The sequence below is a fragment of the Corynebacterium humireducens NBRC 106098 = DSM 45392 genome, from assembly GCF_000819445.1.
Classification (GTDB): Bacteria; Actinomycetota; Actinomycetes; order Mycobacteriales; family Mycobacteriaceae; genus Corynebacterium; species Corynebacterium humireducens.
Window position 1 is genome coordinate 535,649 of record NZ_CP005286.1, and the last position, 16,040, is coordinate 551,688.

General features: G+C 65.1%; 11 protein-coding genes and 3 pseudogenes. 4 read left to right on the forward strand and 10 right to left on the reverse strand.

Going from position 1 to position 16,040, the window contains the following annotated elements; all coding sequences use genetic code 11:
- Positions 1 to 28: 28 nt before the first annotated feature.
- The 6 genes from B842_RS02695 to B842_RS02720 form a co-directional block, all read right to left on the reverse strand.
- On the reverse strand, positions 29 to 226 hold the full coding sequence (locus tag B842_RS02695; protein WP_040085056.1) for a hypothetical protein: 198 nt from the start codon (positions 224 to 226) through the stop codon (positions 29 to 31).
- Positions 223 to 1,050: a carbohydrate ABC transporter permease gene (locus tag B842_RS02700; protein WP_040085057.1), complete on the reverse strand. Its 828-nt coding sequence runs from the start codon at positions 1,048 to 1,050 to the stop codon at positions 223 to 225. The genes B842_RS02695 and B842_RS02700 overlap by 4 nt, the downstream gene beginning before the upstream one ends.
- Entirely contained in the window at positions 1,047 to 2,057 is a 1,011-nt protein-coding gene (locus tag B842_RS02705) for a carbohydrate ABC transporter permease (protein ID WP_040085058.1), read from the reverse strand. The genes B842_RS02700 and B842_RS02705 overlap by 4 nt, the downstream gene beginning before the upstream one ends.
- Positions 2,058 to 2,149: 92 nt before the next feature.
- Positions 2,150 to 3,451: an ABC transporter substrate-binding protein gene (locus B842_RS02710; protein WP_040085059.1), complete on the reverse strand. Its 1,302-nt coding sequence runs from the start codon at positions 3,449 to 3,451 to the stop codon at positions 2,150 to 2,152.
- A gap of 102 nt (positions 3,452 to 3,553) precedes the next feature.
- Complete coding sequence (locus tag B842_RS02715; protein WP_040085061.1) at positions 3,554 to 4,558, reverse strand: ABC transporter ATP-binding protein; 1,005 nt, start codon at positions 4,556 to 4,558, stop codon at positions 3,554 to 3,556.
- 168 nt (positions 4,559 to 4,726) lie between these two features.
- Entirely contained in the window at positions 4,727 to 5,374 is a 648-nt protein-coding gene (locus B842_RS02720) for a TIGR03089 family protein (RefSeq protein WP_040085062.1), read from the reverse strand.
- Between the two features lie 43 nt (positions 5,375 to 5,417).
- Between B842_RS02720 and B842_RS13805 the strand changes: the two genes are divergently transcribed.
- The 3 genes and pseudogenes from B842_RS13805 (at position 5,418) to B842_RS02735 (ending at position 8,478) form a co-directional block, all read left to right on the forward strand.
- Positions 5,418 to 6,266, forward strand: coding sequence for a phytoene/squalene synthase family protein (locus B842_RS13805; RefSeq protein ID WP_040085063.1), 849 nt, complete (start codon positions 5,418 to 5,420; stop codon positions 6,264 to 6,266).
- Positions 6,263 to 7,802, forward strand: a pseudogene (crtI, locus tag B842_RS13810) (phytoene desaturase family protein). The gene B842_RS13805 and the pseudogene crtI overlap by 4 nt, the downstream one beginning before the upstream one ends.
- A gap of 322 nt (positions 7,803 to 8,124) precedes the next feature.
- Positions 8,125 to 8,478 carry a RidA family protein gene (locus tag B842_RS02735; protein ID WP_040085064.1) on the forward strand — a complete coding sequence of 118 codons (354 nt, stop codon included), beginning with the start codon at positions 8,125 to 8,127 and terminating at the stop codon, positions 8,476 to 8,478.
- A gap of 1,109 nt (positions 8,479 to 9,587) precedes the next feature.
- Here B842_RS02735 and B842_RS02745 read toward each other — a convergent pair.
- Both B842_RS02745 and B842_RS02755 read right to left on the reverse strand, forming a co-directional pair.
- Positions 9,588 to 10,795, reverse strand: a protein-coding gene (locus B842_RS02745) for an IS3 family transposase (protein WP_428839101.1) whose coding sequence is annotated in 2 segments (ribosomal slippage) — positions 9,588 to 10,495 and positions 10,495 to 10,795 — 1,209 coding nt in all. Because the reading frame shifts where the segments join, the coding sequence is not laid out codon by codon here.
- Between the two features lie 73 nt (positions 10,796 to 10,868).
- A pseudogene (locus B842_RS02755) lies at positions 10,869 to 11,780 on the reverse strand (ISL3 family transposase); the annotation flags it as partial.
- Positions 11,781 to 11,917: 137 nt separating this feature from the next.
- On the opposite strand from B842_RS02755, the pseudogene B842_RS02760 reads away from it, so the two are divergent.
- A pseudogene (locus B842_RS02760) lies at positions 11,918 to 12,766 on the forward strand (ISL3 family transposase); the annotation flags it as partial.
- Positions 12,767 to 12,985: 219 nt separating this feature from the next.
- Here B842_RS02760 and B842_RS13585 read toward each other — a convergent pair.
- Together B842_RS13585 and B842_RS02770 are read right to left on the reverse strand one after the other, a co-directional pair.
- Positions 12,986 to 14,290, reverse strand: a complete 1,305-nt coding sequence (locus B842_RS13585) for a P-loop NTPase family protein (RefSeq protein ID WP_156119407.1) — start codon at positions 14,288 to 14,290, stop codon at positions 12,986 to 12,988.
- 134 nt (positions 14,291 to 14,424) lie between these two features.
- On the reverse strand, positions 14,425 to 16,032 hold the full coding sequence (locus B842_RS02770; RefSeq protein WP_040087263.1) for an LCP family protein: 1,608 nt from the start codon (positions 16,030 to 16,032) through the stop codon (positions 14,425 to 14,427).
- Positions 16,033 to 16,040 lie beyond the last annotated feature (8 nt).

A 16,040-nucleotide genomic window follows, 5' to 3' on the forward strand; every position in this document is an offset into this window, starting at 1 on the left:
GGCCGGTGTTCACCGCCGATCGACCGAGCTAGCGGCGGCGCCACACCCACCACGTGAGCCCGACGAACACCGCCGCCACGACCCCCGGCCACAGGGCCGGCTCGGGGGAGAAGAGGTTGAGCACCGCCTGCACCAGCGCGAGGAAGGCGAAGAAGCCGAGGAAACCGAGCAGGGTCTCGTGCTGGAGCGTCCGGCGGCGACCCCGCCCGGGATCGGGGTCGGTCACGCCTTCACACCACCGGCGGTGAGGCCGGAGACGATGCGCCGCTGGAAGATGAGCACCATGATGATGAGCGGGACCGTCACCAGGGCACCCGCCGCCATGATGGAGGCGTAGGGGTACTCGAAGGCGCTCGGCCCGGAGAAGCGGGCGATGGCGACGGTGACGGGCTCGGTGGCGGTCGTCGAGAGCTGGCGGGCGAGCATGAACTCGTTCCAGGTGGCGATGAACGCCAGGATCGCCGTCGTGAACAGCGCCGGGGCCGCCAGGGGGAGCAGCACGAGGCGGAAGGCCTGGCCGCGGGAGGCGCCGTCGACACGCGCGGCCTCCTCCAGCTCCCAGGGCAGCTGCCGGAAGAAGGACACCAGGGTGTAGATCGTCAGCGGCAGGGCGAAGGAGATGTTCGGGATGATCATCGCGCGGTAGGTGCCGATCCACCCGAGGTCGCCGAAGAGCTGGAACAGCGGGGTGACCAGGGCGATGCCCGGGAACATCGACGCGGCGAGGATGATGCCGGTGACCACGCCCTTGCCGGGGAAGTTCAGCCGGGCGAGGGCGTAGGCGGTGAAGACGCCGACCATGACGGCGAGGGAGGTCGTCGCCACGGAGATGAGCAGCGAGTTGCCGATCGCCCCGAGGAAGTCGTTGCCCTTGTTGGTGGCCAGCGCGTCGCGGAAGTTCTCCAGGGTGACGTGCGTCGGCCAGGGGGTGGTGTCGAAGGTGTAGCGCTTGTCGCGCAGGGCGACGATCACCATCCAGTAGAAGGGCGCGAGGCCCCAGAACATGATGAACAGCACTCCCAGGTAGTGCCACAGTGTTGCGCGCCTCATGACACGAGCTCCTCTTCCTCCATCTTGACCTGCCTCCGCTTCCGCATCCCGGGGACCTTCCGGCCCTTCACGCCGCGCTGTCCCGACACGTCGGCGCCGAGGAAGCGGATCATGATGAACGCCACGGCGAAGATGAGCAGGAAGATGAGCGTCGACAGGGCGGAGGCGGAGTTGAAGTTGTTCTGCCGCATGTCCTCGACCACCAGCTGCGAGATGGTCGCGGTGGGGGAGTTGGAGGACGCGGAGATCATGATGACCGGCAGGTCGTACATGCGCAGCGCGTCGAGCGTGCGGAACAGCACCGCCACCATGAGGGCCGGCTTGACCAGCGGCATGGTGATGAGCCGGAACTGCTGCCAGCGGGAGGCGCCGTCGACACGCGCGGCCTCGTAGACGTCCTTGGGGATCATCTGCAGGCCCGCGAGGATGAGCAGTGCCATGAAGGGGGCCGTCTTCCACACGTCGGCGATGATGACCGCGGAACGCGCCGCCCAGGGGTCGGTCGTCCAGGAGATGTTCGTGTCGAAGAGGGAGTTGACGATGCCCCGGTCCGCGAAGATGAACTGCCACAGCTTCGCGGTGACCGCGGTGGGGATGGCCCAGGGGATGAGCACCGCGGCGCGGACGAGACCCCGGCCGCGGAACTCACGGTTCATCACCAGCGCCATGAACATGCCGAGGATGGTCTCCAGGGCGACGGTGACGACCGTGAAGAACAGTGTGATCCGCACGGCCGGCCAGAAGTCGGTGGCGAGCACCCCCGGCGGACAGGTGGAGACCGTGCCGGAGGGGGACATGCAGCGGTTCGACAGCCAGTACAGGTAGTGGTCGAGTCCGGCGAAGCCACCTTCGACGAAGAGTCCGGTGGTGGGGTCGAGCGACTTGTCCGCCTGGAAGGACAGGAAGATCGCGCGCAGGATCGGGTAGCCGATGACGATGGCCAGGACGATGAGCGCGGGGGCGATCAGCCAGGCCGCGGAGCGGGCCTGACCGGCACGTGTGTTCATGTGCGGCTCCTTCGGTTCAGTGTTACGTCCCACACAACCACAAAAGACCTGCCCGGGGTGGGCAGGTCTTTCACGGTGAGGCGGTGTGGCGCTTAGCGGGAGGCCTGCTCGATGGCGGCCTTCATGTCGGCGGTCGCGTCATCGACGGACTTGCCGGCGGTCAGGGCGGCGTAGGCGTTGTCCTGGATGGCCTTGGAGACGGCCGTGTAGAACGGGGAGACCGGACGCGGTGCGGCGTTCTCCAGGGACTCCTTCAGGGCCGGCAGGTACGGGAACTGCTCGACCAGGGCGTCGTCCTCGTAGATGGAGGCGAGGACCGGCGGGAAGGAGGCCTCGGCGAAGGAGGTCTGGTTCTCCTCGTTGATGATGAACTTGATGAAGTCCAGCGCGGTGCGCTTGTTCTCGGAGTTGATGTTGATGCCGTTGTTGTAGCCACCCAGGGTGGAGACACCGACACCGTCCTTGCCGACGAGCGGCTGGACCTCGAACTTGCCCGCGACCTCGGAGGTCTCGCCCTCGGCGTTGGTGTACATGTACGGCCAGTTGATGGCGTACGCGGTGTCACCGCCGACGAACGCGAGGTTGGTCTCCTCCTCCGTGGCGGAGGTGGACGCGGAGGAGATGGTGCCGTTCTCGTAGGCGTCGACAAGCGCCTGGAGGCCTTCCTTGGCCTGGTCGGAGTCGACGGTGACGTCACCGGCGTCGGAGAGGACGGAGCCGCCCCAGCCCTCCATGAAGCCGACGGTGTTGACGGTCAGGCCCTCGTACTGCTTGAGCTGCAGGGTGAGGCAGTCGGTCTCGAGCCCGGCGCAGGACGCCTCGAGCTCGGCCCAGTTGGTCGGGGCCTCCGGGATCAGCTCGGTGTTGCGGAAGAGCAGCTGGCCGTTGGTGTTCTGCGGCAGTGCGTAGAGGGTGCCGTTGTAGGTGGCGGAGTCGACGGTGGACTGCAGCAGGTCGGAGGTGTCGACCTCCAGGTCGCCGGTCAGCGGTGCGAGCCACTGGTTGGCGGCGAAGTCGGCGGTCCAGACGACGTCGAGCGCCATGACGTCGTAGTCGGAGTTGCCCGCCTGCAGGGACTGCACGAGGGTCTCACGCTGGGCGTCGGCCTCACCGGCGAGCTCACGGAGGGTGACCTGCTCGTCCGGGTTCTGGGCGTTCCACTTCTCGATGATCGGGGTGATCTTGTCGGTGTCGTTCTTGCCCATGGCGAAGGTGATCGGGCCGCGACCCTCCTCCGAGTCGGAGGCTGCCTCGGTGGCGGTGGTGGTGTCGGTTGCCGTGGCGGTGGTGGTCTCCCCGGTGTCGCCGCTGTCGGCGCAACCTGCGAGAACCACGGTCGAGACGATGGCGATGGCCGCCAGGGAACGGCCCGGGCGCTTCAGTGCGATGTTCATCTGTGATTCACCTTTCATAAAACTACGGTTGTTCCTTAATGTAGTGACGCAGGTAATAGCCCGGACCTAACTTGTTCCCGATCACCCCCTCGCGGGGGTGTGTCAGAGACGGTTTCCCGAGGACGGGTCAAAACGGTGCGCCGCCGCCGGGTCGTACGCGAACGTGACCGCCGACCCACGCTCCGGCACCGCCCGGTCACCCAGCCGCGCGACCAGCCGCACGCCCTCGCTCGTGGCGTACACGTAGGACTCGGACCCGAGCTCCTCCACGAGGTCCACGGTGGCCGCCCGGGTCACCCACCCCTCCGGCGCCTGCTTGTCGACGACCACCTGCATCGCCTCCGGCCGCACCCCCAGGGTCACGCCCTCCCCCGGGAAGAGGTTCATCGAGGGGGACCCGATGAAGCCGGCGACGAACTCGTTGACGGGGGAGTCGTAGAGCTCCCGCGGGGGAGCGACCTGCTGGAGGACGCCGTCCTTGAGCACCGCGACGCGGTCACCCATCGTCATCGCCTCGACCTGGTCGTGCGTGACGTAGACGGTGGTCGTGCCGAGGCGGCGCTGCAGGGCGGCCAGCTCGGCGCGGGTCTGCACACGCAGCTTCGCGTCGAGGTTCGACAGCGGCTCGTCCATGAGGAACACCTTCGGGTCACGCACGATCGCGCGGCCCATCGCCACGCGCTGCCGCTGACCACCGGACAGGTCCTTCGGCTTGCGGTCGAGGAACTCCTCGAGGCCGAGCATCTCCGCGGCGTCCTGCACCCGCTTCCTGATGTCCGCGGCCGGCATCTTGGCCAGCTTGAGGGCGAAGCCCATGTTCTTCGCCACGCTCAGGTGCGGGTACAGCGCGTAGTTCTGGAACACCATCGCGATGTCCCGGTCGCCCGGCTCCACGCCGGTGACGTCCTTGCCGTCGATGAGCAGGTGGCCGGAGTCGACGGGCTCGAGCCCCGCCAGCGCACGCAGCGTCGTGGACTTCCCGCAGCCCGAGGGGCCGACCAGCACGAGGAACTCGCCGTCCGCGATCTCCAGGTCGAGATCCTTCACCGTCGGACGCTCCGCGCCCGGGTAGCGGATGGACACCTTGTCGAATGTGACCGTTGCCATGTGTGAACGATAACACCGAAGCGCATCACCGGAGCGCGTCACGCTGGGACGGGCAGGCCCCGTGTTCGCAGGTACCCGTCTGTGCGCCGGACGGCGGGAAACGCCAGGTCGAAAAATGAGGGTCACGGGGAAAAGGGTATCTCCGCACGGGGGTGGGTCCGCAGGACCCTACAAACGGGCGGTCACCTTCTCCGCTGCGGCGATCTCCTCGAGCCGCGCCGCGTCGACCATCCCGGCGACCACCACGGCGGAACCACCCGCGGACATCGGCTCGAGGACGGCGCGGACGAGCCCCTCCTCGGTGCTCCACCCGGTGGACAGCACACGCTCCGGCCCGCTGTCGGCCACCACGATGTCGAGGAGCGAGGGCGCGGGGCCGTAGAAGTCGTCGCCGTAGAAGCGGACCGTCGGACCGAAGTCGACGGCGCCGGCGGGGAGCTCACCGCCGGACTCGACGACGCCCCGGCCGAAGGGGTCGTCGGTGACCAGCACGACGTCGGAACCGGCGCCCGCCCAGGAGTCGAAGGACTCCGGCGACGTGAACACGACGTCGCCCTCCCCGTCGAAGCCCCACTCGACCTCCGCGGCCAGGGCCCCGAGCACGATGGCCACGGCCTGCCAGCTCACGGGCAGGTCGATGACGATGCGGGAGGAGGGGTCGAGGTCGAGTTCCTCGAGCAGCATGTTGCCGACTTTCGCCGCCCAGTTGTCCAGGGTCACTGCGGAGAAGTCGAGCCGCGCGCCGGTGGACTCGTTGTAGACGGTCAGCCGCGGGGTCGAGGGGTCGGTCCTGAGCAGATGTGCGAGAAGCTCCATGCCGCCCCATGGTAGGCAGCTCGCGTGGGATACGCTGCTATCCATGTCAGAGATGGTGGATCCCCTGCGCAGGTTCGACCGGATGGCCCACCGGGCCGCCCGGGAGGTCATCGGCAGTTACTCCACCAGTTTCTCCCTGGCGGCGAAGCTGCTGGCGCCGGGCATCCGCCGTGACGTGCAGAACATCTACGCGATGGTGCGTGTGGCGGACGAGATCGTCGACGGCCCCGCCGCGGAGGCCGGCGCCAGCCCTTCCGCGCTTCTCGACACCTACGAGCAGTCCGTCCTCGCCTCCCTCACGGGACGCTTCTCGGTGGATCCCGTCGTCCACGCCTTCGGCCTCACCGCCCGGCGCTGCGGCATCCCGGCGGAGCACGTGACGGCCTTCTTCCGTTCGATGCGGGCGGACCTCACCGAGACGTCCCACACCCCGGAATCCCTCGAGGCGTACATCTACGGTTCCGCGGAGGTCGTCGGGCTGATGTGCCTGGCGGCGTTCCTCGTCGACCACCCCGTCACCCCGGAGGAGCGGGCGCGCCTCGAGCACGGGGCGCGGGCACTGGGCTCGGCGTTCCAGAAGATCAACTTCCTCCGCGACCTCGCGGAGGACTCCCGCGACCTGGGCCGCAGCTACCTCGGGGATCTGAGCGACGACACGAAACCGGCGTTCATCGCCGGGATCCGCGAAGAGCTCGCCGCCGCCCGCGACGTTCTCCCGCTGCTGCCCGGGCAGGCACGTGTCGGCGTCCTCGCGGCCACGGACCTCTTCTCCGAGCTCACCGATCTTCTCGACGCCGCCCCCGTCGCCGAACTCCGCGCCCGCCGACTGAGCGTGCCGATGCGCCGCAAGGTCGCTCTCGCCGCCCGCGCCATGGTGAAGGCGGGCCGATGAGCACCGCCGGGAAGGGCCGGGCGCTGGTCATCGGTGCCGGAGTCGCCGGTCTGGCCACCGCCGCGCTGCTGGGCCGTGAGGGTTACGACGTCACCGTCCTCGAACGCACCGACGCCGTCGGCGGCCGCGCCGGGATCCACGAGGTCGACGGGTTCCGCTTCGACACCGGCCCCTCCTGGTACCTCATGCCCGACGCCTTCGAGCACTTCTACCGACTGCTGGGCACGTCGAGTGAGGAGCAGCTCGACCTCGTCCCCTCGATCCCGCGTACCGGCTCTTCCCGGAGGGGGAGGAGCCCCTCGACGTGCCCTCCGGTCCCGGGATATTCCGGCTGGCGGAATCGCTCGAGCCCGGGGTGGGGGAGAAGCTGCGCCGCTACCTGGAGTCTGCGGGGGACTCCTACGGCATCGCCGTCGACAGGTTCCTCTGCACGACGTTCTCCGACCCCCGCTCCTTCCTCCACCCCGCGACGCTGCGCCGTTCGGTGAAGCTGACGACGCTGATCACGCAGAGCCTGGCGGGGTTCGTCGAGAAGCAGTTCCGGGACCACCGCCTGCGGCAGATGCTCACCTACCCGGCGGTGTTCCTGTCCTCGCACCCGGAGCGCACCCCCGCGCTGTACCACCTGATGAGTCACACGGACCTCGTGCAGGGGGTGCGTTTCCCGGTGGGCGGATTCGCGGCCGTCGTCCGGTCCCTCGAGAATCTCGCGCGGGAGCAGGGCGTGGAGTTTCGGCTGGGCGCGGAGGTGACCGCCATCCGCAGCGCTGAGGGCCGCGCCACCGGCGTCGAGCTCACCGACGGCACGCTTCTCGACGCCCCCTCGTCGTCTCCGCCGCCGACCTCCACCACACCGAGACCCGCCTGCTCCCGCCGGAGCAGCGCACCTACCCGGAGAAGTACTGGAGGCGCCGCGAGCCGGGGCTGGGCACCGTCCTCGTCCTGGCCGGCGTGCGGGGCGAGCTCCCGGAGTTGACGCACCACAACCTGCTGTTCTCCCGCGACTGGACCCCCGACTTCGACGCCGTCTTCGACGGCACCGGCTCGGGGCGTGCCTCCCGGTCGATCTACGTGTCCAAGACCTCCGCCACGGAGACCGACGTGGCACCGGAGGGGCACGAGAACCTCTTCCTCCTGGTCCCCGTCGCCGCCGACCCCGCCCTCGGGCACGGGTCCCTCTACCGGGGGACCGGATCGCCCGCGGTGGAGGCCATCGCCGATACCGCGCTCAGGCAGCTCGGCGAGTGGGCCGGCGTCCCCGACCTCGGCGACCGCGTGGTCGTGCGGGAGCCCCTCGGCCCGGCGGACTTCGAGTCGCAGTTCCACTCCTGGTCCGGCGGTTCCATCGGCCCCGCGCACACGCTGTGGCAGTCGGCCTTCTTCCGCGGCCGCAACGCCTCCCGCAAGGTGCAGGGCCTCTACTACGCCGGTGCGACCACCGTCCCGGGCGTCGGTGTGCCGATGTGCCTCATCTCCGCGGAGAACGTGGTCAAGCGCCTGCGCGGAGACCGCTCCGCCGGGCCGCTGGAGGGGTGAGGGGCCGGGGATCTCCCCGCTAGGATCGGGAATCATTCACCCCCCGGTGGCCGTGATCCGACCCGACACGAAAGGAGAGCCCCATGAACGGCTCTGCCTGGTATCTCTTCGAGTTTCTCTTCTGGAACGTGTTCGCCCGCTCGAGTCTGCTGCTCGACTCGGCGACCTTCCTCTCCAGCCTCGGAGGCTGACGCCGACGCCAGGGTGACCCGTGCCGTGAGCGTCTGGTACTCCCTTTTCAGGGGTGGTTTCCGGAAATGGTGGCGGACGTCACGCCGGCTCGCCATCATGGGGTGAATATCGACCCAGAAAGGACCACCTCATGCAGCCGACCTCCGATCACCCCTACGCGATGGCCAAGCGGGCCGGTGACTTCATCTTCGTCTCCGGTGCGCTGTCCGTGGACAAGGACTACCAGCCGGTTGAAGGCCGCAGGGAGGCCCTCGCGGCGGCACTCGAGCGCATGACCGAGCGCCTCGCCACCGCGGGCGGCGAGCTCAAGGACCTGGTGAAGCTCACGTACTTCGTCACGGACATCACCCTGCGCGAGGAGGCCAATGAGCAGTTCTCCGAGCACTTCGCGGAGGCCCGCCCGGCGCGCACCTTCCTCGAGGCCTCGAACCTGCCCTACGGGGCGACGGTGGAGATTGACGCGATCGCGTACGTGGGGGAGTGACCGAATAGGAGGGACGTAATTGTTTGAAGCGCATACGAACCTAAGAACTTGAGAAGGTGTTTCGCGAAAACTCGTGATTTACATGCGCTGCTCGTTGGTATTGGGAAGTGATCTCGAATTTGGATTGAATTCAGTTTTCGATATTGATGGGCAATTTGGATAGTCATTGCGATCGTGTCGCCACACCTGATGTCTAAATCCTTGGGCAAGTGCGGTCTTCCTGCAAGGTCTGACATTTATGAGAGGTCTGACTCCGCTATTGAGGTTAGTGGCAATGGCGAAACAAGGTGCTGCTTCGTTGAGGTCTCGATGTTCTTCCTCGGGAGGTTATGAACGGTGTGAGCGCAAACATGAGAACTTCCATGACACGCTGCAACTCCCCCACTGACCATTGCGGGAAGACAACGCCTCGTCCACCTGGTCTTTAAACAAGGTGGGACCCATCGCCGAGCCGCAGAACGATTCCATGTACCTGCTGACACCGTCAACGGGTGGGTGCAACGAGCCCGGGCCTGCGAAGACCTGTCCGACCGGACCAGTCGGCCCCGTTCCTGCCTACACCGACTACGCGCACGCACCGAACGACGCCTCATCACTCTGCGTGTCACCCGCCGGTTGGGACCGCACCGTATCGGCTATCACGATCCACAGTGGGCCAGATCCTGGCCCTGTGCGACATTCCCCGCCTGGCGGTATACAGCCAGCCCGGCGCTGCGAGTATCTCCACCCCGGTGACATGGCCCACGTCGCCATCAAAAACTTGGACTCATGCCTGACGGGGGTGGGGAGAGAATCTACAGTCGTGGCTCTGCACAGAACCACACCTCAGGACGCTAACGTGATGCTCAGTCGCGGCCGGGGCGTTGGGTATATCTACCTTGCTCACGTCGTCGAGGACCATTCCCGTGTGGCCTACTTCGAGACCCTGGGAGATGAGAGGAGGGGGACCGCTGCCGGGGTCTGGACCCGCGCCTGGGCCTTTGGGTTTCAAAGTGACGCGGGTGATGACCGATAACGGGCTCTTCACGATTTGGAGTGCGTAGCTGACCACGGGGTGGGGTTCGGGGTGGCAGGGCCCGACCCCCGGAAAGTAGACACAGGGGATGTGATCAGGAAGCAGATCTCAGCATAACAGGACACCGCTCCTCAAACACTGCTGGCGCGAGATATTTACACCAGGAATGTCGACGCGTGGTGTTGTAGCGGGTACACCAGCGGAAAACATCTCGCCGGCACTGCAACTGATTGGTAAACGTCTTCGCGTCCTGGAGGACCTCGCGCTTCAACGCGGCGTTAAATGACTCCGCCAAGGCATTGTCAGCACTGGCACCAATCGCGCCCATCGACTGCCGGATCCCTAACTCCCCGCACGTGTCCTGGAACGCATGCGAGGTATAGACACTTCCGTGATCCGAGTGAAAAACAGCATCCTTTAGACTTCCACGCTGTCCCTTCGCCATCACCAGCGCGTCCTGGACCAGGGAGGTGCGCATGTGATCGGCGATCGCGAAGCCGACCAGCCGGCGGGAATAGCAGTCGATGACGGTGGCCAGGTACATATTCGACCCGTCCGCGATCGGCAGGTAGGTGATGTCGCCGACGTAGACCCGATTGGGATGCTCAGCGGTGAATTTCCTTCCCACGAGATCCGGAAAAACCGACTTCTTTCCCTCGGACACCGGGGTGGTGATCTTGCGTTTCTTCGAATACCCGAACAGCTTCAACGAGCGCATGATGCGGGCGACTTTCTTGTGGTTGACCGGGGTTGCGGTCGAATCGTCGTTGAGTTCCGCAGTGATGCGTTTCGCCCCGTAGCATCCGCGTTCCTTGGTGAACACGGCCTTGACCCTTGCGCCGAGGATCGCGTCGCTGAGCAGACGTTTCTTCCTGGTGGCGGAGGTGTTTTTCCATTTGTAGTACGAGGACCGATTGAGCTGGAGGACCTCGCATAACCGCTTAACCGAATGGTCGTTCCGGGCGTCGTCAACGAACTGGAAGCGGATCACCAGTTCGTCTCTTCCGCAAAATATTTCGCGGCCTTGCGCAGAATGTCGCGTTCCTCCCGGAGTCTGCGAACTTCTCGTTCCAGCTGGCGGATGCGTTCCGCTTCGGTCACCACGGTCGGTGTGTCAGAGCTGGAGGAAGAATCCGAGCTGCTGGTGCGGGCGCCGGTGCCGTATTTGCGGACCCAGATCTGGAGCGTGTTGCGGTTGACGCCGAGTTCTGTGGCGAGGGCGTTGATCGATACCCCGGGTGAGTTCTCGTAGAGGGCGACCGCGTCGCGGCGGAACTCCTCGGTGTAGGTCTTGATCGGCATGGTGGCAGGTTACCTTTCTTCCCCGGCAGAAAGCCGGGTTGTCGGGTGTCTACCAAACAGGGGTCAGGTCCATGAGGTAGTCCGTCCTGGTCAGTAGCGTGCGACGGTGCTTGTACAGCGGATCGTCCTTGCGGCCCCGGCGTCCGGTGGTCTCTCGTTGGAGCCGTTGCCGGCATCCGGTGAGCTTGTCAGCTGCCAGATGGACCACGTGAAAGGGATCCATGACCTTGGTGGCGCCCGGGAGGACCTGGTCGACAGCGCTGGCGTAGCCGGTGAACCCGTCCATGGTCACGACCTGCACCTGCTCCCGGAAGCCAGGGTCGCGTTCCTGCAGCCACGTGCGCAGCACGTCTGCGCTGCGGCCTGGGCGGATATCCAGTAGTCGGGCCGGCCCACGTCCGTCGACCAGCGGGGTGAGGTCGACCAGGATCGTCACCAGGTTGGACGGCTGGCCTGGCTTTCGGGTGTGCTTCCAGACATGTTCGTCCACACCGAGGATCCGGACTCCATCGAGGTGGGAAGCATTGTCGTAGACGAGCTGGCGGCAGGCATCCAGTGCGACCTGGTTGACCAGCTCCCACCCGACGCCCAGCGCTGTGGCGGTCGCAGCCACGCTCATCCGGTCAATCGCTAGTCGCTGGAGGACCCAGCGGGTGACGCGGTGGGTGAGCTTGGATCGGTCATCCGCGCAGGCCAGTGAAGCCTGGAAGATCTTGCGGGGACAGGACGCCATCGTGCACAGGAATCTGGGGACGCGCACATGCAGGCGGGTGGGGAACCCCACCACCGGCAGGTCGACCAGAGTCCGGACCACGTGATCACGTTTCGTCCCGGGGTGTCCGCACTCGGGACAGGTGGTGGCCACGGCCACCGGGGTGGCGTCGATGATGGTGATGTTGCCGGCGTCAGCGGCTCCGGTGATGGTCAGGCCGATTTCTGCCGTGCGGCAGATGGTGTCGGCGACGAGGTTGCCACTAGGCTGCACAGTAGGGTCCTGGTTCGGTCAGATGGAAGCTTCGCAACTCTCATCTTGTACCGGCCAGGACCTCTACATGTTGTGCCACCCCGAACCCCACCCCGTGGTCAGCTACGCACTCCAAATCGTGAAGAGCCGACAATGCTTCCCACCTCGATGGAGTCCGGATCCTCGGTGTGGACGAACATGTCTGGAAGCACACCCGAAAGCCAGGCCAGCCGTCCAACCTGGTGACGATCCTGGTCGACCTCACCCCGCTGGTCGACGGACGTGGGCCGGCCCGACTACTGGATATCCGCCCAGGCCGCAGCGCAGACGTGCTGCGCACGTGGCTGCAGGAACGCGACCCTGGCTTCCGGGAGCAGGTGCAGGTCGTGACCATGGACGGGTTCACCGGCTACGCCAGCGCTGTCGACCAGGTCCTCCCGGGCGCCACCAAGGTCATGGATCCCTTTCACGTGGTCCATCTGGCAGCTGACAAGCTCACCGGATGCCGGCAACGGCTCCAACGAGAGACCACCGGACGCCGGGGCCGCAAGGACGATCCGCTGTACAAGCACCGTCGCACGCTACTGACCAGGACGGACTACCTCACCGAGCGGCAGAAACAGCGACTGGACATGCTGTGGGCCACCGATGACGACTACGTGGCCCTGGAGGTGACGTGGATGTTCTATCAGGACGTGATCCAGGCGTACGGGCATCCGAAGAAGTCGGAGGGCAAGAAGTTGATGGACCGGATCATCAACACCCTGCGCAAAGGCTTGCCGAAAGGTCTGGAGGAGCTGGCTCAACTCGGGAGAACCCTGTGGCGTCGGCGGGAAGATGTCCTGGCGTACTTCGATATCGGGGCGTCCAACGGTCCGGTCGAGGCGATCAACGGACGGCTTGAGCATCTACGCGGGATTGCTCTGGGGTTCAGGAATCTCAACCACTACATCTTGCGGTCACTGATCCACTCCGGCCAGATACACAACCGGATCAACGCACTCTAAATCGTGAAGAGCCCGATAACGGAGCCTGATACCGTTCCTGTGCGTTTGCCGCTTCCCTCGGCGAGGATGTGATGACCGAGTGGGCCTACGCCCAGCCCTATGCGAGCAAGCAACGTATGCGGATTTCTTGCATAACTACAATTTCCACCCAGACCGCTATCGGCAGGCTAGCTCCAAGCGATGCGTTCACAACGTCACAGAGCAGTACACCTAGGGCCGCTAGTCTGTCGGCGGTAAGAGAGTTGTATTTCTGCTCTCGGGAAGGTGTATGGCCTTCAGTGAACTCGGGGCCCATCTTAGGTAGTAGGCAAAAAATGGGTCTACCAAGTGTAGCGTGGAATATTCGGGATCGTAATCGAGGACAGGCTCACCTTCGATTTTCTCTCTAGCGATGTTGGTCATTTGGTCGAGTACGTTTGTTACCTCATGTCGCTGCGGTAAGTCCGATTTCATGACTTCGCGAAGGGCACTGCGTATTTCGTCGTACGTGAGCATTGTGCGTGGTCCGGTATGCTCTATTGCAGCCAAAACGGCGCCGTAGATATCAGTATGTACTCCACTTTTTAGAATGCGCGGCTTTCGGTCAGTGCGAGTTCTAGGGCCAGTTTTCAGCAAGTCAAATGCAGACTTAGAGGTGGCCGATGCCTTCTGCTCGAAGAATGGTTTCCATTCGGGAGCTGTCAGTGTGAGAGCATGCTCACTCCCTCGTCTTGCTCCGTTCTCATGGCAAAGTTCAAGGCAGTGAGTCTGCATGAGATGCGGACTTCCGAAACTCTCGTCTACTAGTCGATCGACGATTTCTGGATTGCATTGGAAATTCAGTGCGGAGAATCCCTGACGGGCAATAAGGGCGAGGTCATGGTTGCTCCAGGGCTCGACAGTGAGTGTTTCGACCCTTGCGGTCATTTCCTTCTCGACTCGCACTACATCGTAAGCTCTGTGGGGGACGGCAGCTACAATTACGCCCAGTCCGTCGAATATAAGATCTTTAAGGCCTCTGACGATATTGAGTTGTTCAGAGCTTTCAATATAGTGGAAATCGTCGACAATGATAGCTGGAGCCTGGTCCTCTCGCATTAGTTTTCGCAACCATTTGCGGGCTGCGGGCCGAGGTTGTGAAGCGCGGCTACGTGCTATTGACTTGAGTCTTGAAGATTCTGAATGCGATTCGGCTGATCCTCGTGCTATATGTGCATCGATTTCCGCGTTATATGACTCGCCGATGGTTCCCTCTACTGCTCCTGCGATAGAGTGGTCGGTGAAGACTTCTAGTTCGTCGCAAATTGCTTCCCAGAAATCTTGGGCTGAGTCAATTGCTCCTCCTGAAAGCCAAACAGCATTTGGAATGAGCCGCTTCAAGAGTACGGTTTTTCCGGATTTCGTAGGGCCAGACACCGACAGTAGGGGCTTCTGCTTTCTTGAAACCCATTCCTCTAGTTCGGGCTCAAGTGATAGGTGTTCCCGCTTAACGTAAGTTTCTGTTGGCATACCGCCCGGAATAAAGACCTCGTCTACTCTCTTCATGTTCGTAGACTGTATCAAACCGCAGTGGGTTCTCGACGTGTCTGGAAGGTCTAATCTTCATTGACTGTCAACGAGACAGTCTCGGTATGTTCGTGCGAGCTATGTCCTAGAGCTTGATGGATTCTCGTGAAGTCCTAGTTCACGCACCTCGGCCCGTCGCCGCCGGCGTCGATCTCGGGGGCGACCTCCGCCTCCCCGAAGTCGGAACCCGGGGTGCCCACGGTCTCGGTCTCGCCGACGCCGACCCCGGCGCCCGAGGACGGGCCGACGGAGGAGTCGCCCACCAGGGAGGCGTCGCCGAGGGGGCCGGACCACTCGTCGTGGGTGACCACGATGAGGGTGTCCGAGTTCAGGCCGGCGTTCTCGGTGACCGGCAGCCCGCCGAGGGCCTCCGCCAGGGCGATGGCGTCCGGGTCGGAGGCGTCGGCGGCGACGACCTGCGAGAAGGTGTAGATGCCCGGCAGCGCGTTGGTGACCTCGACCACGGAGTAGCCCTCCGCGGACAGCCAGCCGCCGACGTTGCCGGCCAGGCCGGTGGTGAATCCGGCGTTGAGCACGTGGATGTCCTTGCCCGGGAGCTGCATCTCGGCGGGCGCGTCCCCGGCGGCGTCCTCCGGGGCCCCGGTGATCTCCATTGAGCCGAGCAGCTCGTCCATGAAGGCGTGCACGGTGGGGACGTCGACGGTGACGATGGACTCGCCGTAGTCGCCGACGCCGTCGATGGAGGTGACCGGGATGGTGTTGAACACGACGTTGCCGCCCGCGAGGTTGGCCAGCTGGGTGGCGAACGACATGATGTCCCAGTTCTGGTCGATGACCACGGAACGTTCGACGGCGGTGCCCATGTCGGAGAGTTTCTGTGGGTTGGTCAGGGTGCCGGCGGCGAGGACCTTGTTCACCAGGGAGGCCATGTAGGCCTGCTGGCGGACGATGCGGTCGAGGTCGCCGCGGGGCAGGCCGTGGCGCTGGCGGACGAAGGCGAGGGCCTGGGCGCCGTCGAGGGTCTGCACGCCGGCGTGGAAGTCGGCGCCGGAGAACTCGTCCTGGACGGCGTTGTTGAGGCAGACGTCGACGCCGCCGACGGCGTCGGTGAGCAGGACGAAGCCGAAGAGGCCGATCTCGGCGTAGTGGTCGACCTCGATGCCCGTGAGGTCGGAGACCGCGCCGATGAGGCCCTGGCGGCCCGCCTCGGTGGCCTGCCGCTCGATCTCCAGGTCGGAGGCGCCCCGGGCCAGGAGCTGCTCCGCCTTCGCCCCCTTGTGGGCGGCGAAGACGCCGTTGATCTTCATGTTGCCGTACTTCTCGTCGGCGATGTAGGTGTCACGGGGGATGGACACGGCGGTGGCGGAGGAGCCGTCGTTGGGCACACGGATGACCATGAGGGTGTCGGTGTTCTCCTCACCGTCGTCGACGCCGGCGCGCAGGCGGGCGAGCTCCTCGTCGGAGAGGGGGTTGCCCTGGGCGTCGGTACGCGAGTCGGAACCGACGAGCAGGATGTCCGTCGCCCCGTCGGGCGCCCGGCCCTTGAGGCCCTGGCCACCGCCGAGCAGGAGGTTGCCCGCGGAGGCCATGTCGTTGCCGAGGCGGCCGACGGCGGCGTAGCCGAGGCCGGAGGCGAGCAGCACCAGGACAGACAAGAACGCCAGCAGCGCCTTGAGGGGCGCGGGGCCTGCCTGACGTGCCGGGGCGGCGGCGGACGGGGCGGGCTGGATGTCGCGCACACGGCGATACTTGTCACTCACGGGGGTCA